Raw genomic sequence first — 24,528 nt, 5'->3', positions numbered from 1 at the left:
GTAACATAACAACTCTATACTTACTATCTGAGAAATAACCAGGTACAGTTCGGAAAATTGGCAGTGGGTGTTTGGGCCGGGGGTGCTGCTAAAACTTCCTTGCCTCAATAAGACTTTTTAAATGGAGTCCTATTAATTCTAGACCTTTGTGCAGAATGTTTTATATCTCCTGCTTACTATATTATGGTTATTCTAAGAGGAAGTCACGGAAATGGGTGTGATTTATGTTTCGCAGATGTAGGTTCAACCTTATACGAGGAGAGTAAGAATGTTTAATAAGCAAAATTTAAAGAATATGGACGTACCGTTTGTAGTGGCGGTGCTCTTATTACTAGCAACGAGCCTTATTGTCTTGAGCACTGCGTCTTACAACCTTGTGAAAGGGCAACCCTATTATTGTCGAGCTTCAAACAATGTGGATTATAAGCGGAATTATCTTAGCTATTATGGTTAATCGAATTGATTACCAAAGGCTGCAGAAATTCAGTTGGTATATTTATGGGTTTAATATCCTATTGCTTTCTGTCGTCTTTATTTTGGGGAGTGAAGCGAAAGTGGCCACTTGATGGATACCCATCACATAAACACAGCTTTAGGGAAGACATACAACGGGGTGTTTGTGGCGTTTGCTCCTTATGATAAGCCACAGATTGCCTTTGCTGGGGTTGTTGAGTTTGGGGAGAGCGGTGGAAGCACAGCAGGCTATATCGCAAAGGCAGTCATGGGATAGGGGATATCGAGGCTTAGTTTGAAAGAATTCAGAAATGAGACTGTAAAAAAAGAAGGGTGCACCAAAATAAGCCCACCAAAAGCGGACTTTGAAAAATGAATATTGAATTAAAATATTAAGTGGTATTACGCATATCGGGTATTTGGTAGACTAATGGTAGCGTATAGCCATTTCCTCAGTGATCTGCGATGAATAAGTTTGTTTTGGTTTGGAGTCAATTTTGTATAAATCATAGTTAAATGTCTCATTCTTATCAAGCATGTGGTATATACAATTCAGCAATGTATGGGCAATCGCAATAATGGCCTTTTTGTGACCTCGGCGCTTCTTAATTTGGTCATAACGGTTTTTGAAATACGGACCACTTTTTACTTTTAATTGCAGCATTGGCACATTGAACTAATAGCGGCTTGATATATACGCCAGCTCGTGACACTTGGATCGATTTCTTCTTTCCGGCACTTTCATTGTTTTGCGGAGTGAGTCCTGCCCAGGAGCATAGATGTTTGGATGAATTAAAAACTGCCATATCGCTACCGATCTCACCGATGATAGCAATGACAGTAAAACATCCTTGATACTTGGCAAGGATAAAATGATCTCTATCTGTGGCAAATATAGCTGAGCTAAGCCTAAAACAACCCGTTCAATGTCTGATATGTGTTTCTCAATGTTCTCAAAATGATGAAGACAAACCCGCATTTTATCGGCTTGTGGCTTAGTCAAATTCCCGTTGATTGATTTTGTAATGGTTTCAGCTTTATCTTGCATACTTGCGTGTAACATTGATGAAACATCGAAATCCTTATCATCGGGATTATCAAGGATGTGATGAATGATTTTCATCGAGCTTACGCCAAACGTATCAGAAACAACACTAGAAATCATAATGTTTGAAACAGTTAAAGAGTTTTGGATGCGGTTTTTCTCACTTGACTTAAAGTTGATGAGCTTAAACCTATATCGCATTAAATCACGAATTTGGCAATTGATAAGGGCGGTATAAAGCTACTGGGAACTAAACCGTGCTTGTGTAAATCGCAAAGCCAAATAGAATCTTTTTTATCAGTCTTCTTGCCACGAATACCTTTAACATACTTTGGATTAGCAACGACAACATCACAGTAGTCTTCCAAAACATTGAAAACAGGTTGCGCAGTACTTGCCTGTAGACTCCATACAGACATGTTTGCAAGCTTGAGCTTTCAACCAGTCTAAAAGTTGAAGCAAAGTCTCGGTAAAGGTTGAAAATTGCCTCGTTTGGTAATCCGTAACACCCGATTTGTTCGTAGTACCAATCGTTGCAACAACAAACTTCTTGTGGACATCAATTCCACAGCAAATAGGGAAAACTAGTTTGAGCATAAACACATCCCCGCATAAGTTTATAGTGGATAAGCAGACATTGACTGTTTGCTACATAATAAACGGGAATTGTTTATACAAGGATTAGTTTACGTGCTCTAAGGCACACTTATTTGTTCTTGAAATAGCAAACGGCACATCTTATTATGCGGGTAGGGGGCTAAACCCTACACCACTCACCTCCCCGTGCTCTGTAGTATATCTGCTTATCCAAATAAATTATATCACTCAGGGGGAGAAACTTTCATTAAATTTTTGTGCCTTGAGCACAGCGAAAGGAATGAAACTTATTATGACAAAACACTCTATGGTACTGATGGGCAATCCATGCAAAGTGCTTGAAATATTTTAATCCTGAAATTTAATCATACTAATTTGATGATTCAGGACAGGCGGCTTACAATAGGTCACTGTCGACTCTTGTATGTGTTAAAATACGGAATAGATACTCACACTGGGGTGTTTAGGGGAGGATAAAAGGATAGGGAGGAGATCTTCTTTTGTTAAATCATGAACCCCTTGCACAAAATCGTGCTCGGACTCTCTTCGATCTTATCGCGATTGGGATTGTTGTGGTGATTTTGACGGTTATTCATTACACGAATTACCATTACGAAATGAACTATCACATTTTATTGCAATTCGCGTACTACCTCCCGGTGATTTATGCGGCCATGCGTTTTGGCCCTGCTGGGGGGATAATATCCGGCTTGGTCATTACGGCCCTCATCCTGCCGTTGATGATATATCTCCAGGCAATGGAACCATCGGCCATGTATACACAGTGGGTGGAAGTCGGCTTGATTAACGGAATCGGCTGGTTAACCGGATTCTTGACTGAGCAGGAACGGAAGGCGTCACGCAAACATCAGCTCGCCTTGCAAATTCAAACGCAGTTGGTGGAGAAGTTAAAGCAAGAAGGGAAGGAACGTGAACGATTGGAGGGTGAGATACGACAAACGGAACGATTAACGGCGCTGGGGCATATGAGTGCTGGGTTAGCCCATGAAATACGAAATCCCTTGGGAATTATGAAAGTGAGCATCCAACTACTTGCCCAGGAAAAAGTCGATGATCGAGTTGTTTCAGAATACTGTAGGGTGCTTCTGGAAGAGTGTGAACGGTTAAATCGCTTGGTGAGCGAGTTTCTGTCCTTTGCCCGTCCTAAAGAGCCTGTGCGTACGGGGATTACGTTAGGGGAACTCTTGGACGAAGGAGTTGCCTTGATCCAGCCTGCCCTGAGGCAACACTATATTGAGTTAAAACAAGCGCGAAGCCAGGTTGATGAGCAAGTGGTTGAGGTCGACCCAGATCAGATTATGCAAGTGATCCTAAATATCTTACTCAATGCCATCGATGCCCAGGGAGAAGGCGGAGTGATTCAGCTAGAAGGAGTTCGACAAGTTGGCTTTGTAGGATTCGCCGTCAGTGACGAGGGATCAGGTATTTCACCGGACGTCATGCTCTATATTTATGACCCGTTTTTTACGACGAAGGAAAAAGGTACCGGGTTGGGGTTATCTGTTGTGCACAGCATCCTTGATCAGCACGGGGGGAAGATATCCACTACGAATCGAAGGGATGGAGGGGTTCGGGTAGAAATACTCCTCCCCTTAATTTAGTTAATTCAATAAGTTAATGGGAGTGGTCTGATTTTGGTTATAGACAAACAAAAGGCAGCCTTGAGTTCTGTTTTTGCAGCAGTTTTCCTCACATTAATGAAAACTGTAGTGGGTATTTTTACAGGCAGCTTAGGAATCTTATCTGAGGCATTGCATTCTATATTAAGTGATCATTTTATTAGTTTTGGCTGCGTTGATTGCCCTTATACCATTATTCACATTAAAGGGTGCTAAATTCGGTGGCTCCGATGATGCTGGAAGCGCCGCTGTTTCCGAGATTACTGGTTCCGAATATCAGCGCGGAGCGCTGATCAAAGGCGGCATTACCCTTGAGACAGCGGGTAAAGTGACCACCATTTGTTTAGACAAGACGGGGACATTAACGGTGGGCCGCCCTCAGGTCGTAGAAATTCAACCGTTTGCCTCGTATACTCAGGAAGAGGTCCTCTCTACAGCAGCTCTTGCCGAAAAGCGCTCGGAACACCCACTGGCCAGCGCGGTCATGAATGAAGCGAAGCGGAGGAAGCTGTCCATTCCAGATCCACAGGAATTCAGCTCCGTTTTTGGACGCGGAGTTCATTGTGTGTATGAAGGGACAACGATTGAGGTCAGCAATCGGCGTAGGTTGGAACAACTACCCGATAGCGAAGTGGCTAGGACATTTTTGGATGCGCAAGAGGAAAAGGGACGAACGGCGCTTCTGGTGCTGAAAAATGGAGAAGTCATCGGTGGCATCTCCATCGCTGATGCCCTTCGAGAGCAAGCGGTACAGGCGATTAAAGAAATGAGAAAATCCGGCATAAAGAGGATTATTATGCTCACTGGCGACAATGAAAAGACAGCCCGTTCGATCAGCCAGCAAGTCGGAATTACCGAATACAAGGCGAATTTATTTCCCGAGGAAAAGCTTGAATATATTAGATCCTTACAAAAAGAGGGAGAAGTCGTAGCGATGGTCGGCGATGGCATTGATGCTCCCGCACTCACTCTCTCAGATGTAGGGATAGCGATGGGGGCAGCTGGAACAGATGTAGCGATTGAATCGGCAGATATGGCCTTAATGGCGGATGATCTAGGAATGGTTCCCTTTACACTCGGTTTAAGTCGCCAAGCCTTAAAAATTATTAAGCAGAACATCTGGGTATTTGCAGTGTGTGTAAATATTGCGGGGATTACCCTGGCCACATCGGGCTACCTTTCACCAATTGCAGCGGCTGTCGTTCATAACGTTGCTTCCCTCTTTGTGGTCTTGAACTCAGCACGGATGCTCAACTTTAAATTGAACTATTCCGAATCAGAAACTTTTTCCTCCAAGCAAGCACAATCTGCCGTATGAAAAGGAGATTACAGCACTTTTATGATAGCAGATATTGATTGGGAAGATACGAAGCAAGAAATGACGCATTATTTAAAGCAACTGATCCGAATTGATACCTCAGTCGGCCGTCATGGGGAAACCATGGCGGCTCATTACATTCAGGCTGTATTGAAATCCAATGAATTGTCGGCCACAGTGAGAGAACCTATTCCAGGAAAAGGTTCTCTTATCTATCACAAACCAGGTGAGGTGTCGAATCAATCGCTGCTGCTGCTATCTCATCTTGATGTGGCTCCAGCCAAGGATCTGACTGACTGGTGTTATCTCCCCTTTAGTGGGGATGAAGCGGCTGGAGACATTTGGGGCCGAGGAGCTATTGATTGTAAAGGCTTGGTGGTTGTCTGGTTGATGCTTGTCATACTGATCCAACGGAAGAAAATCCCTTTGAAGAGAGGACTTGTTTTCGCGGCGACTGCCGATGAGGAATCGGGAGGCAGGTGGGGAGTGGAATGGCTCCTGAAACATACCGACGATTTCCAAGAATGTCGATATGCATTAAACGAAGGAGGAGGCTTTTCATTTCGCCAAAAGACACGTGACGTGTATACCTGCCAATATGCTGAAAAAGGACATTTGATATTAGACTATAGGATAAGGTTCGCTAATTCATACGATCATCACTTTAAACCTCAACAGGGTCAAATTTATCATAAGGATTCCAATCTTATAAATCCCATGCTGAAGGCTTTATTGCGGTTTCATAACATTCCTACTGCTTTGGGCTCATTATTACCTTATGGCGGGAAAGTAGCCCTATTAAAGCGATTTTCCAACTTGCCTTTGGATTACAACACCCTACTTTATAATATAATTGAGCTGGAACCCCTACTATCATTTGATGGTAGTTATTTTGCCATTCGTGTACATATGGATGTGCTGCCCAGGGAATCGATACCGGAATTGAAACAAAGGATTTTTAAACAACATTTGATTTCACCTGAATTTGTGACAGAGATAAAGGTGGTTTCCAGCGTTGAACCGAGTAGTTCACCAATGGATACACCGCTGTATCGCAGCATCGTATCAACAATGAATAGACGGGCCGATCGTACCACAGAACTATTGCCTTTTATTACCCCGGGGGTAACAGATAGCAGACACTTAAGAGCAAAGGGAATTATCTCCTATGGATTCTTCCCCACGCCTCCTGAGACGGATATTCGTCTGATTCACAGGGCAAATGAGCGTATATCGGCAGATGCTTTGGTATTTGCCTTGCAGCGATTATATAAAGTTGTAACACAATTTCTTTCTTCCGATCATTTCATCTTGCCCTAAGTGACCTGTCTTCGGAAACAAGGCGCACACTTCATGGTTATAGACATACTGCATATTGGCCCAAGGGGGACTTACCAATTTTAATAAATGAGAGCTGCCGAAGTATAATGGCAGCTCTTTTTAAAACGCTAATTATCAGACCCAAGGAGCAAAATAAAAGTAAAGTACTTTGAAGCATAGAGACTGGCAATATGTCGGAGTCCTATACTGATGAAGCATTAACCGGGACAAAAGATGACCGAGAATAAATCAAAGACTTCTCGCGGATTGCCGTGCAGGTCTAATAGATATGGTTATTACAAAATCCATATCGCGATTTGCTCGAAACACTGTTAATACAAAAGGTGTAATACCACCCCTATAACGGAATATAATACTTACATTATCTGTACACATAGCAAAATATAAATTGTCTGAGTGTGAGATTGAGTTCTATTTTTACATATTCAGTTGTTTTCAGAAAATACCATTTAAAAGTAATCTTTTACCTCACAATAACCTCACAATTTCCGCTTATAATTATAATAAAATGAACTTGCAGCAAGAAGCAACTTTTAAGTTTTATGGGTTTTGGATAGTTTTGGCAGTATTGCAACAGTAGTACAAATGAGGTGTTAATTATGATAAATAATAGTCTCCGTAAAATGGTGATGAATATACTGGGTTTGACGCTCCTTGTGGCCACACTTAGTGCTTGCAATACATCTTTTCAGTCGAATGAAGACCCTATCCCGACTCCGACGGCGCAATCCGTTGAGCAGCCACCGCTGCCTAAGTCACTTGACGAGGTTTACGCGTATGCTGGGCTCATTGAGCTTGAACAAGTGGACCCGAGCTTTGTTTTCGACCTCAAAAATGCAACTGCTGACAATATAACAGGCAGGGTGCAGTATGAGCGCGATTTATGTTTGATTAACATTGACGCAGCAAAGGCGCTCATGAGAGCGCAAGAGCTTGCAATGGCAGACGGTTACAGAATCAAGATTTGGGATGCGTACCGTCCGGAGTCTGTGCAAGTCGCGATGAATGCAAGCCTGCCCGATGACAAGAAGCACTTTGTTCCAGCGCCGTCGAACAGTTCGCAGCATAGCAGAGGCATCGCCGTGGACATTACTTTGGTAGACGAAAATGGCGTTGAGCTTGACATGCCTACCGATTATTGCGAGTTTACCGAGGCGACTTATCCCAATTATGAGGGCGCCAGTGAGACGCAGACCCAAAACCGTGAATACCTCAAGACTATTATGGCGAAGGCTGGGTTTAAGGTGTTGTCAGTCGAGTGGTGGCACTACTATTTGCCCACTTACTTAAATTACGAGCGGCTTGACGTAAAATTTGACGATTATTTGCAATACCGCGAAGCCAATGCTCCCACGCCTGCATCACCATCACCATCTGGTACATAATGTCGGCTCGGTGGTTGTTATACTTAATGCCGCTTTTCTTTATGACAGGAAATATTAATTTTAGATTGAAGGAGTATGCTACATGGGCAACCAGATAACGATAAATTCAAAAAACACACATGATATTACCGCTAATGCGTTGAAGATAATAGCCATGATTGCTATGTTTGCCGATCACTTTTTTTTGGTCGCTTTACCGCACGAAAGTGTGATCGGGGCAATCTCACGAATAACAGGGCGAATTGTGGCTCCTACACTATGCTTTTTTATAGCAGAAGGGTATCACTATACATCTAACGTTAAAAAATATATTTTCCGGCTTTTACTTTTCGCCATTATATCTCATTTTCCATATGTGATGTATCGTCAGCTTCCGTGGTGGAAAGCCACAAGCGTATTTTGGGGTCTTGCTTTAGGGCTGATTGCTTTAACAGCAGTAAAAAGTGATAAGCTTGATACATGGAAAAAAATATTGGTTGTAGGCGTTTGTTGCTTACTTGCTTATCCTGCCGATTGGAACTACATCACGGTACTGTGGATCGTATGTTTTGGTGTATTCAGGGGACAGTTTAAGGAGCAAATGACCGCTATGCTAGTTATAGGATATTTCTTTATCGCTATACCTTCCTTACTGAATTGGGATTGGGCACATTTTTATCAATTTGCAATCGCATTAGCAATTCCGTTATTAGCATTATATAAGGGAAGGCAAGGTAAAAATTCAAAGACCTTAAAATGGGGATTCTATATATTTTATCCAGCTCATTTAATCCTGCTTTTTTTGTTATTAAGGCTTTTCTTTAAAATGTAAGAAACAGCCTGATACAATTATGTATCAGGCCATCGCTATATACGGGAAAAGTGCTGGCGGTGGGCCTTGAATCCATTTTCCGTTCATTGGCAAAAGGGCAAAGATTCAGAGAATGGAATATTAAAGGCACTGCACAATCACTAAATAATGGGAGGTGACTTTGATGCTAGATAATAAAATATGCCTTCTGGTAGCTGACGACGATATGCGCATGCGCAGAGCAATAAAAGATTTACTGCAATCGAATAAATATTTTGTTTTTGAGGCTGATAATGGACAAAATACATTAGATATATTTTATGCCAACAGTGGCAGTATCGATCTTATTCTACTTGATGTTATGATGCCGCAAAAGGATGGTTTTTCGGTTCTTACTGAAATACGCGAGAGCTCGCTTACTCCAATTATAATGCTTACAGCAAAAGAAGCGGAATGCGACCAGCTCAAAGGGCTTACAAATGGTGCTGACGACTACATCACAAAGCCGTTTTCATCGTCATTGCTAATAGCCAGAATTGAAACTGTATTACGAAGGACTGGAAAGTTTCAAATTCAGCCTATTGTTTTTGCCAATCTGACAATTGATACAGCCAAAAGAGCTGTATATGTTAAAGATAATATTATTTGTCTTACACAGCGGGAGTATGATTTATTACTGCATTTTGCTGTTCATGCAAATATGACGTTAAGCAGGGAGCAATTGCTCAATTCCGTATGGAATTATATCTATGAAGGAGATGGACGAACGGTAGATACTCATGTAAAACAATTACGTGCCAAATTAACGGAAAGCTGTCCATATATCAAGACAGTGCACGGTGTGGGTTATCGTTTTGAGGTGGAGTAATGAAAAAAACCATAAAAATAAAACTAGTAATTTTTGTTGTCATTATAATCTTTTCGGTTATTGCAATTCAAGTTGTTTGCAACCTGTTTTTTGTTAAGCCCTATTTTATCAATAAGAAAACACACCAGATGGAAGAAAGTTTCGCAATACTTAAAAGTAGTATTCAATCGCATGATGTTATTGCACAAGCAATGTTGCATTATGAGGAAGATGAAAATATAAATGTTTCAGTTTGGGACAAATATAATCAAGCAATTTATAATAGCAATAATATTGATATAACATATTATCAAAAAAGCAATTATGTTTTTTCGCAAACACCTGAGGTAGAATATTCAATTAACCCGCGTTCTGAAAAGGAAAACTTAATGTTGTTTGGGAAAATTGAGACATCAAATAATACTATTTTTGTGGTTTTAGATACTCCTATTTCAGCGGTAGAGCGAAGTGCTGCACTGATTAGTGAATTAAATATATATATTGCTATTGTGGCTTTAATCATTGGTGGAATCTTTACGTGGTTTTGGAGCAAGCATTTTGTAAAGCCTATTATACAAATCGATCATGTGGCAAAAAGTGTATCTTCCTTGGATTTCTCCCAAAAGCTGCAAGGGCCTTTCTCTGATGACGAAATAGGAAGACTTGGCAGAAATATTAATTCCATGTCTGAACAATTATCTGACATGATTGGCAGCCTGCAAACTGTAAATGCTCAACTGGAAAAAGCCTTAGGTCATCAAAAGCAGATTGACAATATGCGCCAGGAATTTATAGCTAATGTTTCTCACGAGTTAAAATCTCCATTAGGATTAATGGTTATGTATTGTGAAAATCTAAAAAACAATTTGCCAAATATCGATAAGTATTTTTACTATGATGTAATTATAGACGAGAGTAAAAGATTAAGTGGACTAGTGAAAAAACTATTGGATATATCATCCCTCGAAAACGGTCTTACAAAAATGCAATATGATACATTTAACTTTTCAAATTTGTGCCATAGGCTTTGTGCGAAGAAACAGGTCCTATTTGATAATCAAAAGATCACGTTGCTCAAAAGCATTCAGGATGATTTATTTGTTTTAGGCGATGCTTTTTATCTCGAGCAAGCTTTAACTAATTATCTAGATAATGCAATAGCCCATACTCCATCACAAAAAATAGTCAAGGTATCCGTTTATACAGAAAAGGCGTCCTTGGTTTGTTCCGTTTTTAATGAAGGCAGTACTATCTCGATTGATGACGAAAGCAGGATATGGGAAAGCTTTTATAAGATTGACAAGGCGCATACTCCGACTGTTCAGACTCATGCCGGGCTTGGTTTATATATTGTTCGAACCATTATCAACGCACATGCCGGGCAATATGGTATAAACCGTCTTGATGATGGTATTGAATTTTGGTTTTTACTTCCCCATGCTATGTAGAAAATGCATTCAAAATATTATCATTCTTGATAAGTGTCGCTAGGTAACAAGAAAAGAGACTACCTCGATAAAGGTTGTCTCTTCTACTACTCTATTTGGAAAGTTCACGGATTGAAGATATTTTTTTGCCGTTGTATGAATTTCGCCATTGAAGGAGAGAAGGAATGATGGAATGTTTGACAAGATAAATTTAAGAAACATAGACTTACAGTTTTTACTGGCAGTGCTCTTATTATTAGCGACGAGCCTTATTGTCTTAAGCACTGCGTCTTACAATCTTGTGAAAGGGCAACCGTATTATTATGTCGAGCTTCAAACCATGTGGATTTTAAGTGGAATTTTCTTAGCTATTATGGTTAATCAAATTGATTACCAAGAGTTACAGAAATTCAGCGGGTATATTTATGGGTTTAATATCCTATTGCTTGCGGCAGTATTTATTTTCGGAAGTGAATCAAAAGGTGCTACTCGTTGGATACCCATTACTTCTAGTTTTGCAATCCAACCTTCGGAATTTGCAAAAATACTTATGATCCTTTCGTTTTCGGATTTTTTAGCAAAGCGTCAGGGTAAACTGAATCGTTTCAGAGATTTTATCGCGCCATTTTTATATGTATTAGTCCCTATGCTCCTTATTTTCAAACAACCTGATCTAGGGACAAGCCTAGTGTTTATGGCAATATTTATAGGGATGATGTTTATAGCAGGAGCGAATATTCGTAAGTTTGGCGGGTTATTACTCACAGGGGTAACTGCTGTCGGTATAGCACTATGGCTACATTTTTCAACAAACCTTCCAAGTTGGCTCAAATTCGCCGAGGGGTTGCCTCTTCCAATGAAAGATTATCAGTTGAAAAGACTGACTGTTTTTATAAACCCGGCTTCAGACAGTGCAGGAGATGGTTATAATATTCTTCAATCGATGTGGGCACTTGGCTCGGGTGGATTTTGGGGTAAAGGATTTCGCCAAGGAACCCAGGGACAACTAAGTTTCCTCCCAGAACATCATACCGACTTTATTTTTGCAGTGTTTAGTGAAGAGTTTGGTTTTATCGGAGTAATTACCCTACTATTTTTCTTTTTAATATTCCTATTACGCGGTATTAATATTGCCATGCATGCGAGAGATTTGTATGGTGTGTTAATAGCATCGGGAATAATAACTATGATTTCATTTCACATTCTTGTCAACGCTGGCATGAATTCTGGTATTATGCCGGTTACTGGGATACCCTTGCCATTCATCAGCTATGGCGGAAGTGCAATGTGGGCGAATATGATCTCCATAGGACTCTTACTAAATATTAATCTGAGAAGTCGTCGGTTGCTATTTAAATAGCTCACATGACTTAGGGGGTAGTTTAAGATCATTCAATCCAAGCAAGATTATAAGCTCTATGTTACAGCGGACTTAGCTGCTCATTATCAAACCCGGTACAGATGGGTGTTTAGATTTTCTCAACCACTCATTTATTTTCAGCTGACGTTAAGGAAAGCGGAATACTATGAAAACTGCAGGAAAGATATTTTAGGGCGAATTTTTTTAGCCATTCTAAAACTAAAACTAATGAGGCTCTCGACGAAGCTGGGATTTACGATTCCACGGCACGTCTTTGGTCCAGGACTTAGTATTGCTCATTGGGGAAGTATTGTTGTACATCCAGATGTGCGGGTTGGAAATAACTGTAGAATTCATTCAGCGGTCAACATAGGGGTATTTAATCAAAAGAGCCCAACCATCGGTAATAATGTCTATATTGCCCCTGGGGCAAAATTATTTGTGGGAATAACGATTGGTGATAATGTAACGATCGGAGCAAACGCTGTCGTTAATAAAGACGTTCCTAGCAATGTTACGGTTGGAGGAATACCAGCAAAAATAATCTCAAAAAAAGATTCATCGGGATTAATTGTTAAAGGTTATGAAAGGGCATGCCATATACTTGGTCGTTAGTTTGAGTCGAGATTCGATTTGATCTTCGGTGCAGAGCTCGTATCTCTCATCGAAAGGAGGGTAATGGAGATAAATAAAAGAGAACGAAAACCTTATGTATATAGACTTTGGGGCTTAAACATCGTAGTGGTCCTCATTTTCACGGTTTTAGGTGTAAATATCTGGGGTTTACAAATTTCCGAAGGCTCATATTATACCGCCAAGGCGGAGGGGAATTACATGAAGCTTGTCAAGGTTCCCCCTACACGAGGAGATATTGTAGACAAAAATGGAAAGATTCTCGTAACAAGTGTTCCAGAGTTTGTTCTTAATTTAGATTTGATGGGTTTGCAACAATCCGAAGCTAGCAATTGGAAAGATGTTATTAAGCGATTAGCGGGTTACATTAAACCGTACTGGCCTAATCCCAATCAATCGATTGAGTCAATTACTGAAGATATATTGGTTATTACTCAGAATCGTCAGTGGGAACGTTATCGTCCCGTTATGATTCTAGATAAGGTTCCTCAAGAGCTCCAAGCCATTATAGCTGAGCATCAGAATGAGCTCCCAGGTGTGAGTGTGGATGCGGTTCCGCTTCGCTCCTACCCTCAAAAAACTCTAGCCGGTCAGCTCATGGGGTATGTTCGTGAGATAGGCGACAAGGAGATTGAACAGTTCAATCAAAATGCGGATGCCCAAAAGGCAGGATTCGAGTACGCTCAGGGGGATATGATTGGCAAGATGGGGGTAGAGAAATCCTATGATTTCTGGTTGAGGGGTAAAGAGGGCATTCAACAAGTTGAAGTAGATAATCGCGCCCGCCCAGTTTCTAAGCAGTTAATCCAACCACCGGAACCGGGAATGACGGTCCAACTGACGATTGATGCTGATCTGCAAAAGGTTGTGGAAGAAAGCCTCGATCAAGTTATTGCAGATGTTCAAAAGAACACTAATCCCAATGCAAAATCTGGGGCTGCCGTGGTGATGGATGTAAATTCAGGCAAGATTCTTGCTATGGCTTCTCGACCTGGGATGGACCCCAACGATTTGACCGGCATTATTTCCGAGGCAATGTTTGATAAATATTACACTAATAAAATAGCGCCAGCTGCTTCCCTGAATAGAGCGTTGTCCGGGTTGTATCCACCGGCATCAACCTTCAAGATGGTGACAGCGATGGCGGCTTTGCAACTCAAATTGACGACTCCGACTGAACTCATTGATGATAAAAAGTCCTCATTGGGAAATCTAGCTGCTCAGCAACAAGGTACTGCTGAATGGGGAGGGAACGACTTTGGTCTTGTCAATCTTTCTCGAGCGCTGGCCAAATCTTCTAATATATATTTTCAAGTTATCGGTCGCCGAGTGTTCGATTCTAATCCGGAAATTGTGCTCCAAATCGCCAATGAATTTGGGTTAGGTGTCGAAAGTGGTGTAGATTTGCCGGGAGAAGCAAAAGGAACCGCACCCTCAGCAGAATGGAAGAAAGCGTATTTTGGTCCTACTTATATTAAGGCGCGTGATAAAAAGTTGGCAATAATTGAGGCCGATTACGCGACCAAACTGGAGCAGGCCCCGGATGCGTTAAGCCGACAGAAGCTGCAAATGAAGAAAGACGCCGAGAAAAATGCTGTTGACGTTGAGTATAAGCAAAAGGTTTATGAAAATGTGGAATGGAAGGTCTATGATAGTTTCAACAATTCCATTGGGCAAGGATATAACAGCTATACCCCTTTGCAATTAGCCAATTACACGGCGACCTTGGTGAATGGCGGAAAGCGCTATACTCCGTATGTAGTAGATAAACTGTTGAATCCAATCACAGGGGAGGTAGCTCGACAGTACCAACCCAAGGTTATCAACACCGTAACAATTTCTCCAGCTAATTTGGATGCGGTCAAACAAGGGATGCGAGCTGTAGTTACTGGTGCAGGAGATGATGCTGGGACGGCTTCGGGAATTTTTGCAGATCTGCCGGAATTTTCCGGGGGGGCTAAGACTGGAACAGCCCAGATCGGAAACGTAAACACGGCGTTAGAGAGGATCTACAATGGGGTGTTTGTGGCGTTTGCCCCTTATGATAATCCTCAGATTGCCTTCGCTGGGGTTGTCGAGTTTGGGGAGAGTGGTGGAAGCACCGCAGCCTATGTGGCAAAGGCAGCTTTTATGAAGTATTTTGGTTGGAAGTCCACGAATGAAAACTGAAAGCGAGTCCGATGACCAATCCGGTCACGAATGATAAAATTTTTTGAAGAAATTAACTGGGCTGAAACAATTTAATTCGCCCAGTTACTTTTATTTCTTACATCAGTTACAAGTGTGATCAATTGGACTGGGGTTAAAGCTAAAGAGCAATGCTGAGCTCATCGTCATAAGTTCCTAGCAGAGAAGGGTTTACATGTGAAAAAACCAAAGAAGAAAAAATGGAAACTGGTCTATTTTTCCAGAGAATTCTTAGTATAACATACCTCTTGTATTTATAGTTATCTGTATCGTTGGGCGATTGTTTTATATGCAGGTCTATAACTCCGATACCTTAACTGCTAAAGGGATTTCCAATCGAATGACAAGTCAAACATTATTACCTGAACGAGGGACTATATCTGATAGCAAGGGAAATATTTTAAGTCGGAGTGTGTTGGCTCAAGAAGTTTATTAAAGATGTGTTGTGGATTAATATAGCTCGTCAAGTAGACCTTGAAAAAATAGAACAAATTCGCAAACTTAAACTTCCAGGCTTTGGTTATGCTAATGAATCCAAACGAATCGCACATCGGATGAGATGGCAAAGATTATGGAAAGCGTTGTTATCAACGGAACGGGGAAATTAACGATCATCCCAGGGATTAGGGTGGGTGGTAAATCTATGAGGGTGGACCACTGTGTAGTCCTGTTGCTAAAATAATTATACAAGGAGCTCTTGAAGAATTTGATGTACCTTTTTCTAATGATGCAACAAGCACCATTGCAGTCACCGAAAACGATATTCCTGTTAGACCTGTTTCATCACAGAGCGTCCCTGAGCGTCCACCACTAGCTAGTGAGGTTGTTGTTCCTAATCTTATCGGAATGACGATGCGACAGGTTGGAGAAACGTTAAGCAAGTCGGCATTGCATTTCAACTTTAGTGATAGTGGGCTTGCTATTGAGCAAAACCCTGTCGGAGGCAAGGTGGTGGCTAAGGGAGCTATCGTTGAAGTTAAATTCGCACCGTTGCCACCTGCGCCCCCTCCACCAACTCCGCCTCCGACCCCGTAATAACAAAGACCAAATAAGCGAAAACCCCCGTCTTATCTATAAAAGATCGGGGGGTGTATAAAAAATGGCTTTGTTAGTAGATTTATTGTTTTTTAGGACATAGTGTATAGCGTAATAGCCTGATGTGAGATAGCGCAAAATGGATACTATGAACGCTTAAGGAGTTTAGAACCTTAGACAAACCCAAGAAGTTGGAGCTATACAAGCTCATAAGACAGCACATTGCCCGATATCGCTAAATTGGGGGATTTCATTATTGACCTTCTCGAAACTCGATTCAGCGTTAAAAGTCAACGAATGGGAACTGAAAAGCGAGGAAAATTAATATGCACTTGAGAGGACTGATGTTACTAGTTTGAACACAAGGTATTATGTTAGTGTGACAGCTGATATTGGTCTTTGTTTTAAGAAGTTAATACTTAATAAGCTATTTATGGCATTTAGTGCTACATTAATACAAAAAACGTTGTATGATTATTATCTTACCAATCTACAAATGATACAGTAACCCATAATTTTTCAGGAATACAAGAGAGGTTTGAATAAGAATGAAGAACAGAAATATTGCCCCAATACTAAAAGCCATAATTTGCTGCTGCTTTGTTTGGAGCAAGTGCCCCTATTTCAAAACTACTTTTGGGTGAAATTGCCCCAACTCTAATGGCATCCTTTCTATATCTGGGCAGTGGTATCGGGCTTTACGTACAGAGATACTTCCGAAGTTTAGACAATCGTTTCAGTGATGAGGCAAGACTTACCAGAAATGATTGGCCCTGGATAATTGGTGCTGTATGTATAGGCGGGATAGCAGCCCCCATTGTGCTGATGTTTAGCTTGAAAAATACACCGGCGTCTACGGCTTGCCTTTTGCTGAATTTCGAGGGTGTAGCAACTACCATAATTGCTGTTGTAGTATTCAAAGAGGCTGTTGGGAAAAGGATATGGATGGCTGTACTATTGATTACCATGGCAAGTATATTGCTTTCATGGGGTTCATCCGGGCAGTGGGGTTTTTCATTGGGTGCTATTGGAGTACTTGGTGCTTGCATTCTGTGGGGGATAGACAACAATTTCACACGAAACGTTTCGGACAAAGACCCTCTCTCGATTGTAACAATCAAAGGATTAAGTGCCGGTACTTTCTCCTTAATTCTATCCTTTATCTTGGGCTTTTCGTTGCCTTCTTTCAAATTCATTCTTTTGGCAATGCTCTTAGGCTATTTTAGTTATGGGTTGAGTATCGTATTATTTATTCGAGCCATGAGAGAATTAAGGTCTGCTAGGACAAGTGCTTTGTTCGGAACTGCTCCTTTTGTTGGAGCAGTACTATCATTGCTCTTGTTCAGAGAAAGCCAGGGCATGTTGTTTTTTCTTTGCTCTTCCTATCATGATTATTGGGGCAGTCTTTTTGTTCAAGGAAGAGCATGAACATTTACATGAACACGAATTAACTGAACACGAGCATAGGCATTACCACAACGAAGCACACCATACACACTGCCATTCTAGTGATAAAAATACCAGAAAGTGGCTACCACTCCCATGTTCATGAACACGAATCAATAATTCATGAACACCAACATACTCCTGACATTTACCATAGACATGCACATTAGCACTAAGACACATAGTCTATAACTTTTGATCATTAACAATTATTAGTTCTTGTATTAAACAAGCCTCTCCCGAACGTTAAGCGTTTTGAGGGGCTTTTTTTAGTATTATTTCTACAGCCGTTTTTGCACCGGAAGCTGTTAGTGTAGCCCGGTTGCTTCTATGGTATTTTAACAAAAATGTTAAAAAACCGTTAAGTTCATGTGATTTTCATATGGTAGATTCTATTTGATAATGAAACTGGGAGGGTCTTACAATGACTTGAACTGAATGACTTAAAAAATACAAGGGAAGTGTGAAATGGATTTAATAATGAACCTATTTGATTTTGTTATGAATCTCGATAAAAACCTGACTGAACTGGCTAAAGATTATGGTATTTGGACATATCTAGTTCTATTTGTAATTGTGTTTGGTGAAACCGGGTTGGTTGTTACACCTTTCCTGCCGGGAGATTCAATGATTTTCGTAATTGGTGCCTTGTCAGCGAGCGGTGAGCTGAATTTGGCAGCTATTACTCTTGTCTTGATTTTGGCAGCTATTCTGGGTGATACGGTAAACTATCATATTGGCAAGCTCATAGGCCCAAAGATTTTCCATAAAGAAAATGTACGTTTTTTAAAAAAAGAATATCTAATGCGAACCCATGAGTTTTATGAGAGGCATGGGGGCAAGACCATCATAATCGCCAGATTCATACCGATAATCCGAACCTTTGCTCCATTTGTAGCTGGAATGGGAAGGATGACCTACTGGAGGTTTATCAGCTACAATATTATTGGAGCAGTGGTGTGGGTAGCATTATTTATAGCCGGAGGGTACTTCTTTGGCAATATACCTACTGTTAAAGAGAATTTTACCCTTGTAATATTTGCGATCATATTTATTTCTTTATTGCCGGGAGTAGCTACCTTTATAAATAACTCAACTTTCGGTCGCGACCGAAAGTTGAGTAAATAATAAAAGGCTAAAAACTTCTGAAGAAAGAGCTTAAACTTTGTAGGCTACAGCAAGCTATAAAAGCATTTTAGAAGTGGAGCACGAATTTCTCGAGACGTTTGAAGCTTTCATATTAAAGGATGGCGCAATGTTGGATAAAGAAGAAATTTATGTTTTGTTTTTAAAACTACCCTCAAAAAATAACAAACTGTTACGAATAACTCATTGAAGACAGGGGGTGATCAGTGGAAAAGAATCGAATGTAAGATTATTCAATAAAGCAGCGCCATTGTAGTAATTTGTGAATTTTAGTAATTAGTTTAAGGAAGGATGTTTTTAATGAAAAATTTAAAAAATACGCTAATGGTAAGTACATTGTCTCTTGGGCTGATAATGGGAGCCGTAGCAGCAGTTAGTGCTGCTACATCAGGAACGTCTGTAGACCCTAGCACTACTGCAACTGTAACAACCAGTACCCCTGTAACTGACTCTGTTACAACTGTCAATCCTGCAACTGACCCAACTACAATTGTTACCCCAGCACCAGACCCAGTTGCAACTGTCACCACAGCATCAGTTACCCAAGCAAACGTTACCCCGGCACCAGTTACTCCGGCACCTGTCACTCCAGCGCCCGTCACCCTTGCACAAAACAATTATCACTACAATGACGGACATTCAAATATGAATCCCCAACAACACCAGCAAATGCATAGTACGCAACCAAGCCAAAGTGCTCAGCCATCCAGTACGAGTAAAAGCACAAATATGAACGGAAATGGTTATAACACTAATCATAATTCTAACGAGAATCATAATACTAATACGGGTGAGAATCATATGTCCGGTAGCAAATCCGGTCATGAATGATAAGAACTACTGAATAACTTTAACTGGGCCAACAACAACCGGGCCAGATTGCGCCAAATCCTGGGTATGCTCCGGGTTCTGGCTACGGAAACGGTTGTTGTGGCGGAGCTAATTACTATGGAGGAATGTGGTAGGACGGTTATGGTACAAGTTATTAAAAACACGGGGAAAACGAACCAATTGGTTTGTTTTCCCCGTGTTTTGTTATTATGCCTATCAGTAGGTATCTTTCATTTACCACCCATTGGTTTACCACCCATTTTGTAGTAGCGGACAAGTAACCTATTGAATTTACGCTTTAAGAATGTTATAATGCGTTTTTATTTGCCATCACCTAGGCAGTTAGTTCACATTTGCGGAAAACCAAGAAAGTTATTAGGAGGTTATAAGTTAATGCGGAGAAGATTGGTCTTTGCGATGGCTCTATTACTTCAATTAATAGTTTCTCTAGGGTTAGGGACCTTGATCACGTATGGCTATACTCATGATCGGGCACCGTCAGGGGTGATTGCATGGGGCCGGGATTTTTCTGGATTGAGTAGAATTCAATTATCATCACAATTAAAGAATGAGATTCCGTATGCCGTTACATACAAAGAACATGTATACCCTCTGAAGAAGGATGGTTCTGATGCAGAAATTGAGGCGTGGTTAGATCAAGTTTTTCTGGTTAAGACTGTCACAGATGCACTTAATAATATTGCTCGTCCTTCCGTGTTCATCTCACCGAATAACATTGGTTTGAATAAAGAAGAAATTATTTTACAGTTGCAATCATTAAGTAAGATTATTAACAAACCTATGCGTCCGGCAAGGATTGTTTATTTGGACAGTGGATTGGAAAAGACAGATGGGCAAGCAGGACAGGAACTAGATATCGAAGAGACTTGGCTGAAAATAGTGCGTAGTTATGGACAGAAACAGGTTGAGGTAGTTGTAAAAGACCTGCCAGTTCTACCTAAAGCTGAGGACATAACAAAAATTCAGAGTGTTTTAGGGGATTACACGACGTATTTTGATCCTCAGGATGTAGCACGTACAAAAAACGTGCGTTTAGCTGCGATGGCTTTAAATAACTATTTGATTCCACCTGGCCAAGAGTTTTCTTTCAACGATGTCGTTGGAGAACGTACAGAGGCTGCTGGATATATGGAAGCCTCTATCTTTGCGGGTCAGTCTGTAATCAAAGGGAATGGAGGGGGCGTATGCCAAGATTCCAGCACACTCTATCAAGCTGTCCGCCAGTCTCGTTTAACTATAGTAGAGAAAAACAGTCATTCCTTGCCTGTAGTGTATGCGTCAAAAGGGCAAGATGCAACAGTATCCTACGGCATACTTGATTTCCGCTTTCGAAATGACACGAAAGGGTACCTTTTAATCAGTGCAAAAACAGGGGAGGGATGTTTAAGAATTCGACTGTTTGGATTAGCAGACGATAAACACCCAGCGCTTCTGAATCCAAAGGGTTATCCCACTCTTCGGGAATGGGATAATGACATTACATAGCAAAGCAATCACGGGCGCTTTCTTCTACTATAAAAACAGCCCCGCAAGAACAAACAAAATCGCTGAGATACCCACTGCTGCAAGTGATGAAGGCAATTTGGCCTTGGATGCTGTGGTAACAGTAGTTTCTCCTAAAGGAGAAGTAAAATCACCAAAGGAACCAGCTGCAAATACCGCTCCGACGGTTATAGGGATCGGAGCTCCTGTCGCCTGAGCCAGCGAAACCCCTAAAGGCATATGCAAGTTTGGACCTCGTTACATTTATCGTGTTTTTTACAGCCTTCATTATCGGAACTGTTGTCATAATCCTGAATTCACAATCCATAAAGGTAACTAGAACGGTGGCCCACGTAACCAAGAGAGCACTCTTTTCGGTTTTAATTCGTTTTTGTACCTGATTAGCAAAACCCTTGACACCGCCAGCAACGTGCATCATTCCAACAAGGCCCCCGAAAACGTAAAGAAAACTATGATACGAAGGTTACCCCTGTCCCCAATAGCAGTTAAAATATAGTCGCTCATTTTGGAAAGAGTACTAGCTATTCCAGGTTGTAAAGAGAAAGAACCTATAAGAAGCCCCAACATAAGACCTACCAGCACTTGTCGAGTCAACATTGCAATAACCACGGCAATAATAAACGGAACAATTGAGAACCAATTATCCAATTAAAACACCTCTTTCATAAGTTAAGACTTTCTGATCACTTTTTCTTCTTCCGGCACGGATTCTACGAGAACCTAAAAGTAACCTTTATATAGTTACCAATATAAACATCTTATATATTATTTCATCCTATATTTATTCACTAGCCTTGCATAAAGTTGTAAGCTTGAGAAGCTGGAACTATTAGAAAAACAAAAGAAGACAAACCAAACGAGAAGGCCAAGCATTTCGCCCGCCTTCTCGTTTGGTTTTTTTTGCGAATTACAGCCTTGTCTCAAAATGTTCATCTGTGTTACTACATAAGGCGATGATTCTATAAGTGTTTTGACTCTCTAAAATTTAGTTACATATTTGTTACATATTTGATACATATTCTTTAAATTTTGGACATTGAATTGTTACAATTTAGGACTAAGCTAGTATAGCCCAAGGCTAATCAAAGGAAGATTTAGGATGGACGAAATCGAGAAATAAAACGGAATCAGGAAGTGGGACTCAACTCACGGATGAAGGGGAGAAGACAATGGTGTTGAAGAATCTCAAGGGAGGACAAGGAGAACCTTCTCAAGCCGAGCCGGTAAATACTGAGGAGAAATCCGACACCAGCGCAACACAGGACTTGCTCGAGACTATTAGACTCTGGATTTGGGGTCCCAAAAGGATGTCTCCTTTAGAGCAAGTTAAAGATATTGGTATCAGTGAACCTAAACCAGACAAAGCTGATGGAGCTACTTCAGAAGTAAGTTTAAGCAATCTAGAGGAAGGCAGTCAAGGAAATATTTTAGATGAAGGTTTGGCAGAAGATCAGAAAAATTCCGAAGGGCACGATTTGGGAAATCAGGCAGAAAAAATTGTCTGCGGAATTGAAAATATCAAAGAATATCAAGTGGAAAATAGCCTGGAAAGCACAGAAGTTGCTTTAGAAGAGGTCGAGGGTTCGGAAGTAGGAAAAATCCCTGCTAAAAAGAGCTTTAGAAAGCTCCTAATTATCCCGATTCTAGTTATCTTATCATTACCCGGCTATAAATTATATGGATTTATTACCGAGCCAAAGCCCCCCAGTGAAGAGGTAGTAGCTGCTTTCAGCGGTAAATACCTTACTAAAGAAGAGCTATCTAATTATATTAGTTTAAAGGGATATAAAGACAAAGAACACGGTTTATGCGAAAAACATGGGTTCGACCACAGTAAATGCGACAAGACCGAGGTGTGTGAAACCCATCCTATACACAGTATGGAAGCATACCAGCAGATCATAAAAATGATGGCAGTCCAGAAAATTGTGGATGATTGGGCAAAGGAGAAAGGCGTTACTCAGAAAAATGAGGTGAAGCATGATTTTCAACATCTTGTGGAAGAGGTCAGCTTGGATAATCTAGTGGATAAAGTGCACAAAGACCAGCTTTCTCCTGACAAGATAGAGAAGGGGGAAATACAAAAGTATTATGATGCCAACAAAGATAAATACAAGGATAGGCCTTTTAGTGAAATTGAGGGTGAAATTAGAACTATTCTAGCCGATGAGAAGGATAAGCAATTCTTTCCAGAATACATTGAAAGGCTAAAAAAGAACGCAGCCTTGGATGTGAATTATAATATCTTGAAGGTAGATGACCCGACGGAAATGGAAATGCGAGACTTCTATGAGAAAAACAAGGAAAAATACTTTGAGCCCCAAAAAGCTAGAATACTAGCTATTCAGTTGGATATATCCGGATCAGAGGATGAGGTTCTTAAAAAGGCTAATGAGGCATTGAGCAAGATAATGAGCGGTGAAAGCTTTGAGGAGATCTCTAAAAGGTATTCAAATAGTAAACAGTTAGATGCCTTCTATGTAAAGCAGGGCGAGAAGGGAACAAATTTTGAAGACAAGGTATTCAGTCTCCAAGTTAACGAAATGAGTTCTGTTTTTAAGGACGGGAACAGCTTCTATATTGTGAAGTGCCTTGAAAAACAGGAAAAACGACAGAAAACCTTTGGTGAAGCGCTAAACGAGATTAAAGCAGGCGTCCTGAGTGAAAAGGAAGATAAGCAGTATGAATTAAGAAAAAATGAAGCATTATTTAGTATTCACGGTAAACGATTTACTTTAGGTGAATTTAAAGCAGAATTCAAGGAGCTTTCTCCTGAAACCCAAGCTAAATTTGCTGGCTTTGAAGCAAAAAAAGACTTGATAGACCAGTTAATAGCCAAGGAGCTACTCCTGGAGGAATCAGGGGACGATACAGCGGATACGGAAAGCAGCAAGGAAATAGAGGAACTGAAAAGCCAGTATATAAGTCAGATATTGCATAAGGAAGAAATAGACGAAAAAATAGGACAAATTTCGGACGAGGAAGCAGAGAAATTTTACGAAGAAAAAAAGAAATTATTGTTTGATCCGCCTAAAGCACTAATCAGCTTGATCAGGGTTGAAACGGGTACATCGGATGTAGAAAAGACTAGGGCCCGCCAGCGGATCGATGAAGCGCTGCAAAGACTTAAAGAGGGGGCTGACTTTGCGGCGATCGCGAAAGAGTATTCCAATGATCCGACAGCATCGGCTGGGGGTAAAATGAAAGAATGGCTCTATGATAATGATCTCCTTGACCAAGTGCTGAAAAAAAATATCTTTAAGCTCCAACCAGAAGAAATAAGCGGTGTTTTTGAATATGAAGGCGGGTACTATGTAGTGAAGTTGAGGCAGAAGGAAGATAAAAAGCAGAAGACGTTTGAGGAGGTTAAAGCGCAATTAAAAGAGGTTCTGTTGGATGAAAAGCACCATGTGAAGGAAGCGGAGCTGGAGAATGAACTCCTTGAGAAGTCGCAGCTCGTGATTTATAATTCTTCTCTTAGAAAGATGCTGAAGGAAGCAACCATAAACTAAGAAATAATCAA

The 24,528-nt window shown here is 40.8% G+C and carries 22 protein-coding genes; 18 read left to right on the top strand and 4 right to left on the bottom strand.

Features of this window, described 5'->3' with window-relative positions; genetic code table 11:
* Window positions 1–565: 565 nt before the first annotated feature.
* The gene (locus DP73_RS23050; protein WP_128751402.1) at window positions 566–730 is read left to right on the top strand and encodes a penicillin-binding transpeptidase domain-containing protein; all 165 of its coding nucleotides are present in this window, start codon (window positions 566–568) and stop codon (window positions 728–730) included.
* A 337-nt stretch (window positions 731–1,067) separates the two neighbouring features.
* Here DP73_RS23050 and DP73_RS23905 read toward each other — a convergent pair whose 3' ends face one another.
* Window positions 1,068–1,259 carry an IS110 family transposase gene (locus DP73_RS23905; protein ID WP_242865740.1) on the bottom strand — a complete coding sequence of 64 codons (192 nt, stop codon included), beginning with the start codon at window positions 1,257–1,259 and terminating at the stop codon, window positions 1,068–1,070.
* Between the two features lie 590 nt (window positions 1,260–1,849).
* Entirely contained in the window at window positions 1,850–2,095 is a 246-nt protein-coding gene (locus tag DP73_RS23900; protein WP_242865739.1) for a hypothetical protein, read from the bottom strand.
* A gap of 500 nt (window positions 2,096–2,595) precedes the next feature.
* Here DP73_RS23900 and DP73_RS11040 point away from each other — a divergent pair, with 500 nt between their 5' ends.
* The 16 genes from DP73_RS11040 to DP73_RS10970 all read left to right on the top strand — a co-directional run bounded on the left by DP73_RS11040 (window position 2,596) and on the right by DP73_RS10970 (window position 20,987).
* Window positions 2,596–3,717, top strand: a complete 1,122-nt coding sequence (locus DP73_RS11040; RefSeq protein ID WP_034599496.1) for an ATP-binding protein — start codon at window positions 2,596–2,598, stop codon at window positions 3,715–3,717.
* 33 nt (window positions 3,718–3,750) lie between these two features.
* Window positions 3,751–3,951 carry a hypothetical protein gene (locus DP73_RS23045; RefSeq protein ID WP_081963022.1) on the top strand — a complete coding sequence of 67 codons (201 nt, stop codon included), beginning with the start codon at window positions 3,751–3,753 and terminating at the stop codon, window positions 3,949–3,951.
* On the top strand, window positions 3,884–5,053 hold the full coding sequence (locus DP73_RS11035) for an energy-coupling factor ABC transporter substrate-binding protein (RefSeq protein ID WP_242865738.1): 1,170 nt from the start codon (window positions 3,884–3,886) through the stop codon (window positions 5,051–5,053). Before DP73_RS23045 ends, DP73_RS11035 begins: the two co-directional genes overlap by 68 nt.
* A gap of 21 nt (window positions 5,054–5,074) precedes the next feature.
* The gene (locus DP73_RS11030; protein WP_034599495.1) at window positions 5,075–6,373 is read left to right on the top strand and encodes a M20/M25/M40 family metallo-hydrolase; all 1,299 of its coding nucleotides are present in this window, start codon (window positions 5,075–5,077) and stop codon (window positions 6,371–6,373) included.
* A 289-nt stretch (window positions 6,374–6,662) separates the two neighbouring features.
* The gene (locus DP73_RS24320) at window positions 6,663–6,737 is read left to right on the top strand and encodes a hypothetical protein (protein WP_348982414.1); all 75 of its coding nucleotides are present in this window, start codon (window positions 6,663–6,665) and stop codon (window positions 6,735–6,737) included.
* Between the two features lie 256 nt (window positions 6,738–6,993).
* Window positions 6,994–7,779, top strand: coding sequence for a M15 family metallopeptidase (locus DP73_RS11025; protein WP_052090573.1), 786 nt, complete (start codon window positions 6,994–6,996; stop codon window positions 7,777–7,779).
* Window positions 7,780–7,861: 82 nt separating this feature from the next.
* Complete coding sequence (locus DP73_RS11020) at window positions 7,862–8,590, top strand: TraX family protein (protein ID WP_034599494.1); 729 nt, start codon at window positions 7,862–7,864, stop codon at window positions 8,588–8,590.
* A gap of 163 nt (window positions 8,591–8,753) precedes the next feature.
* On the top strand, window positions 8,754–9,437 hold the full coding sequence (locus tag DP73_RS11015) for a response regulator transcription factor (RefSeq protein WP_034599493.1): 684 nt from the start codon (window positions 8,754–8,756) through the stop codon (window positions 9,435–9,437).
* On the top strand, window positions 9,437–10,864 hold the full coding sequence (locus DP73_RS11010; protein WP_034599492.1) for a HAMP domain-containing sensor histidine kinase: 1,428 nt from the start codon (window positions 9,437–9,439) through the stop codon (window positions 10,862–10,864). The genes DP73_RS11015 and DP73_RS11010 overlap by 1 nt, the downstream gene beginning before the upstream one ends.
* 172 nt (window positions 10,865–11,036) lie before the next feature.
* On the top strand, window positions 11,037–12,203 hold the full coding sequence (gene rodA, locus DP73_RS11005) for a rod shape-determining protein RodA (RefSeq protein ID WP_034599491.1): 1,167 nt from the start codon (window positions 11,037–11,039) through the stop codon (window positions 12,201–12,203).
* 105 nt (window positions 12,204–12,308) lie between these two features.
* Window positions 12,309–12,818, top strand: a complete 510-nt coding sequence (locus tag DP73_RS24195; protein WP_282432672.1) for a serine O-acetyltransferase — start codon at window positions 12,309–12,311, stop codon at window positions 12,816–12,818.
* Between the two features lie 63 nt (window positions 12,819–12,881).
* The gene (gene mrdA / locus DP73_RS10995) at window positions 12,882–15,005 is read left to right on the top strand and encodes a penicillin-binding protein 2 (protein WP_034599489.1); all 2,124 of its coding nucleotides are present in this window, start codon (window positions 12,882–12,884) and stop codon (window positions 15,003–15,005) included.
* A gap of 1,653 nt (window positions 15,006–16,658) precedes the next feature.
* Window positions 16,659–17,486 (top strand): DMT family transporter, encoded by an 828-nt coding sequence (locus DP73_RS10985; RefSeq protein WP_242865737.1) that lies wholly within the window; start codon window positions 16,659–16,661, stop codon window positions 17,484–17,486.
* Window positions 17,487–17,972: 486 nt separating this feature from the next.
* A complete protein-coding gene (locus DP73_RS10980; protein WP_034599487.1) occupies window positions 17,973–18,632 on the top strand; it encodes a DedA family protein in 660 nt (219 codons plus the stop codon).
* A gap of 372 nt (window positions 18,633–19,004) precedes the next feature.
* On the top strand, window positions 19,005–19,481 hold the full coding sequence (locus tag DP73_RS23035) for a hypothetical protein (protein WP_128751401.1): 477 nt from the start codon (window positions 19,005–19,007) through the stop codon (window positions 19,479–19,481).
* Between the two features lie 393 nt (window positions 19,482–19,874).
* A complete protein-coding gene (locus DP73_RS10970) occupies window positions 19,875–20,987 on the top strand; it encodes a VanW family protein (RefSeq protein WP_034599485.1) in 1,113 nt (370 codons plus the stop codon).
* 27 nt (window positions 20,988–21,014) lie between these two features.
* On the opposite strand, the gene DP73_RS22050 is transcribed toward DP73_RS10970, so the two are convergent.
* Window positions 21,015–21,230, bottom strand: a complete 216-nt coding sequence (locus DP73_RS22050; protein ID WP_052090571.1) for a hypothetical protein — start codon at window positions 21,228–21,230, stop codon at window positions 21,015–21,017.
* 189 nt (window positions 21,231–21,419) lie between these two features.
* A complete protein-coding gene (locus DP73_RS22045) occupies window positions 21,420–21,653 on the bottom strand; it encodes a hypothetical protein (protein ID WP_052090569.1) in 234 nt (77 codons plus the stop codon).
* A 791-nt stretch (window positions 21,654–22,444) separates the two neighbouring features.
* On the opposite strand from DP73_RS22045, the gene DP73_RS10960 reads away from it, so the two are divergent.
* Complete coding sequence (locus tag DP73_RS10960) at window positions 22,445–24,517, top strand: peptidylprolyl isomerase (RefSeq protein WP_165574404.1); 2,073 nt, start codon at window positions 22,445–22,447, stop codon at window positions 24,515–24,517.
* Window positions 24,518–24,528: the final 11 nt, after the last annotated feature.

Source organism: Desulfosporosinus sp. HMP52 (genome assembly GCF_000765145.1).
In the GTDB taxonomy this organism is placed as follows: domain Bacteria; phylum Bacillota; class Desulfitobacteriia; order Desulfitobacteriales; family Desulfitobacteriaceae; genus Desulfosporosinus.
The sequence above is the reverse complement of the archived record's forward strand: the minus strand, read 5'-3'. Positions and strand labels throughout refer to the sequence as shown.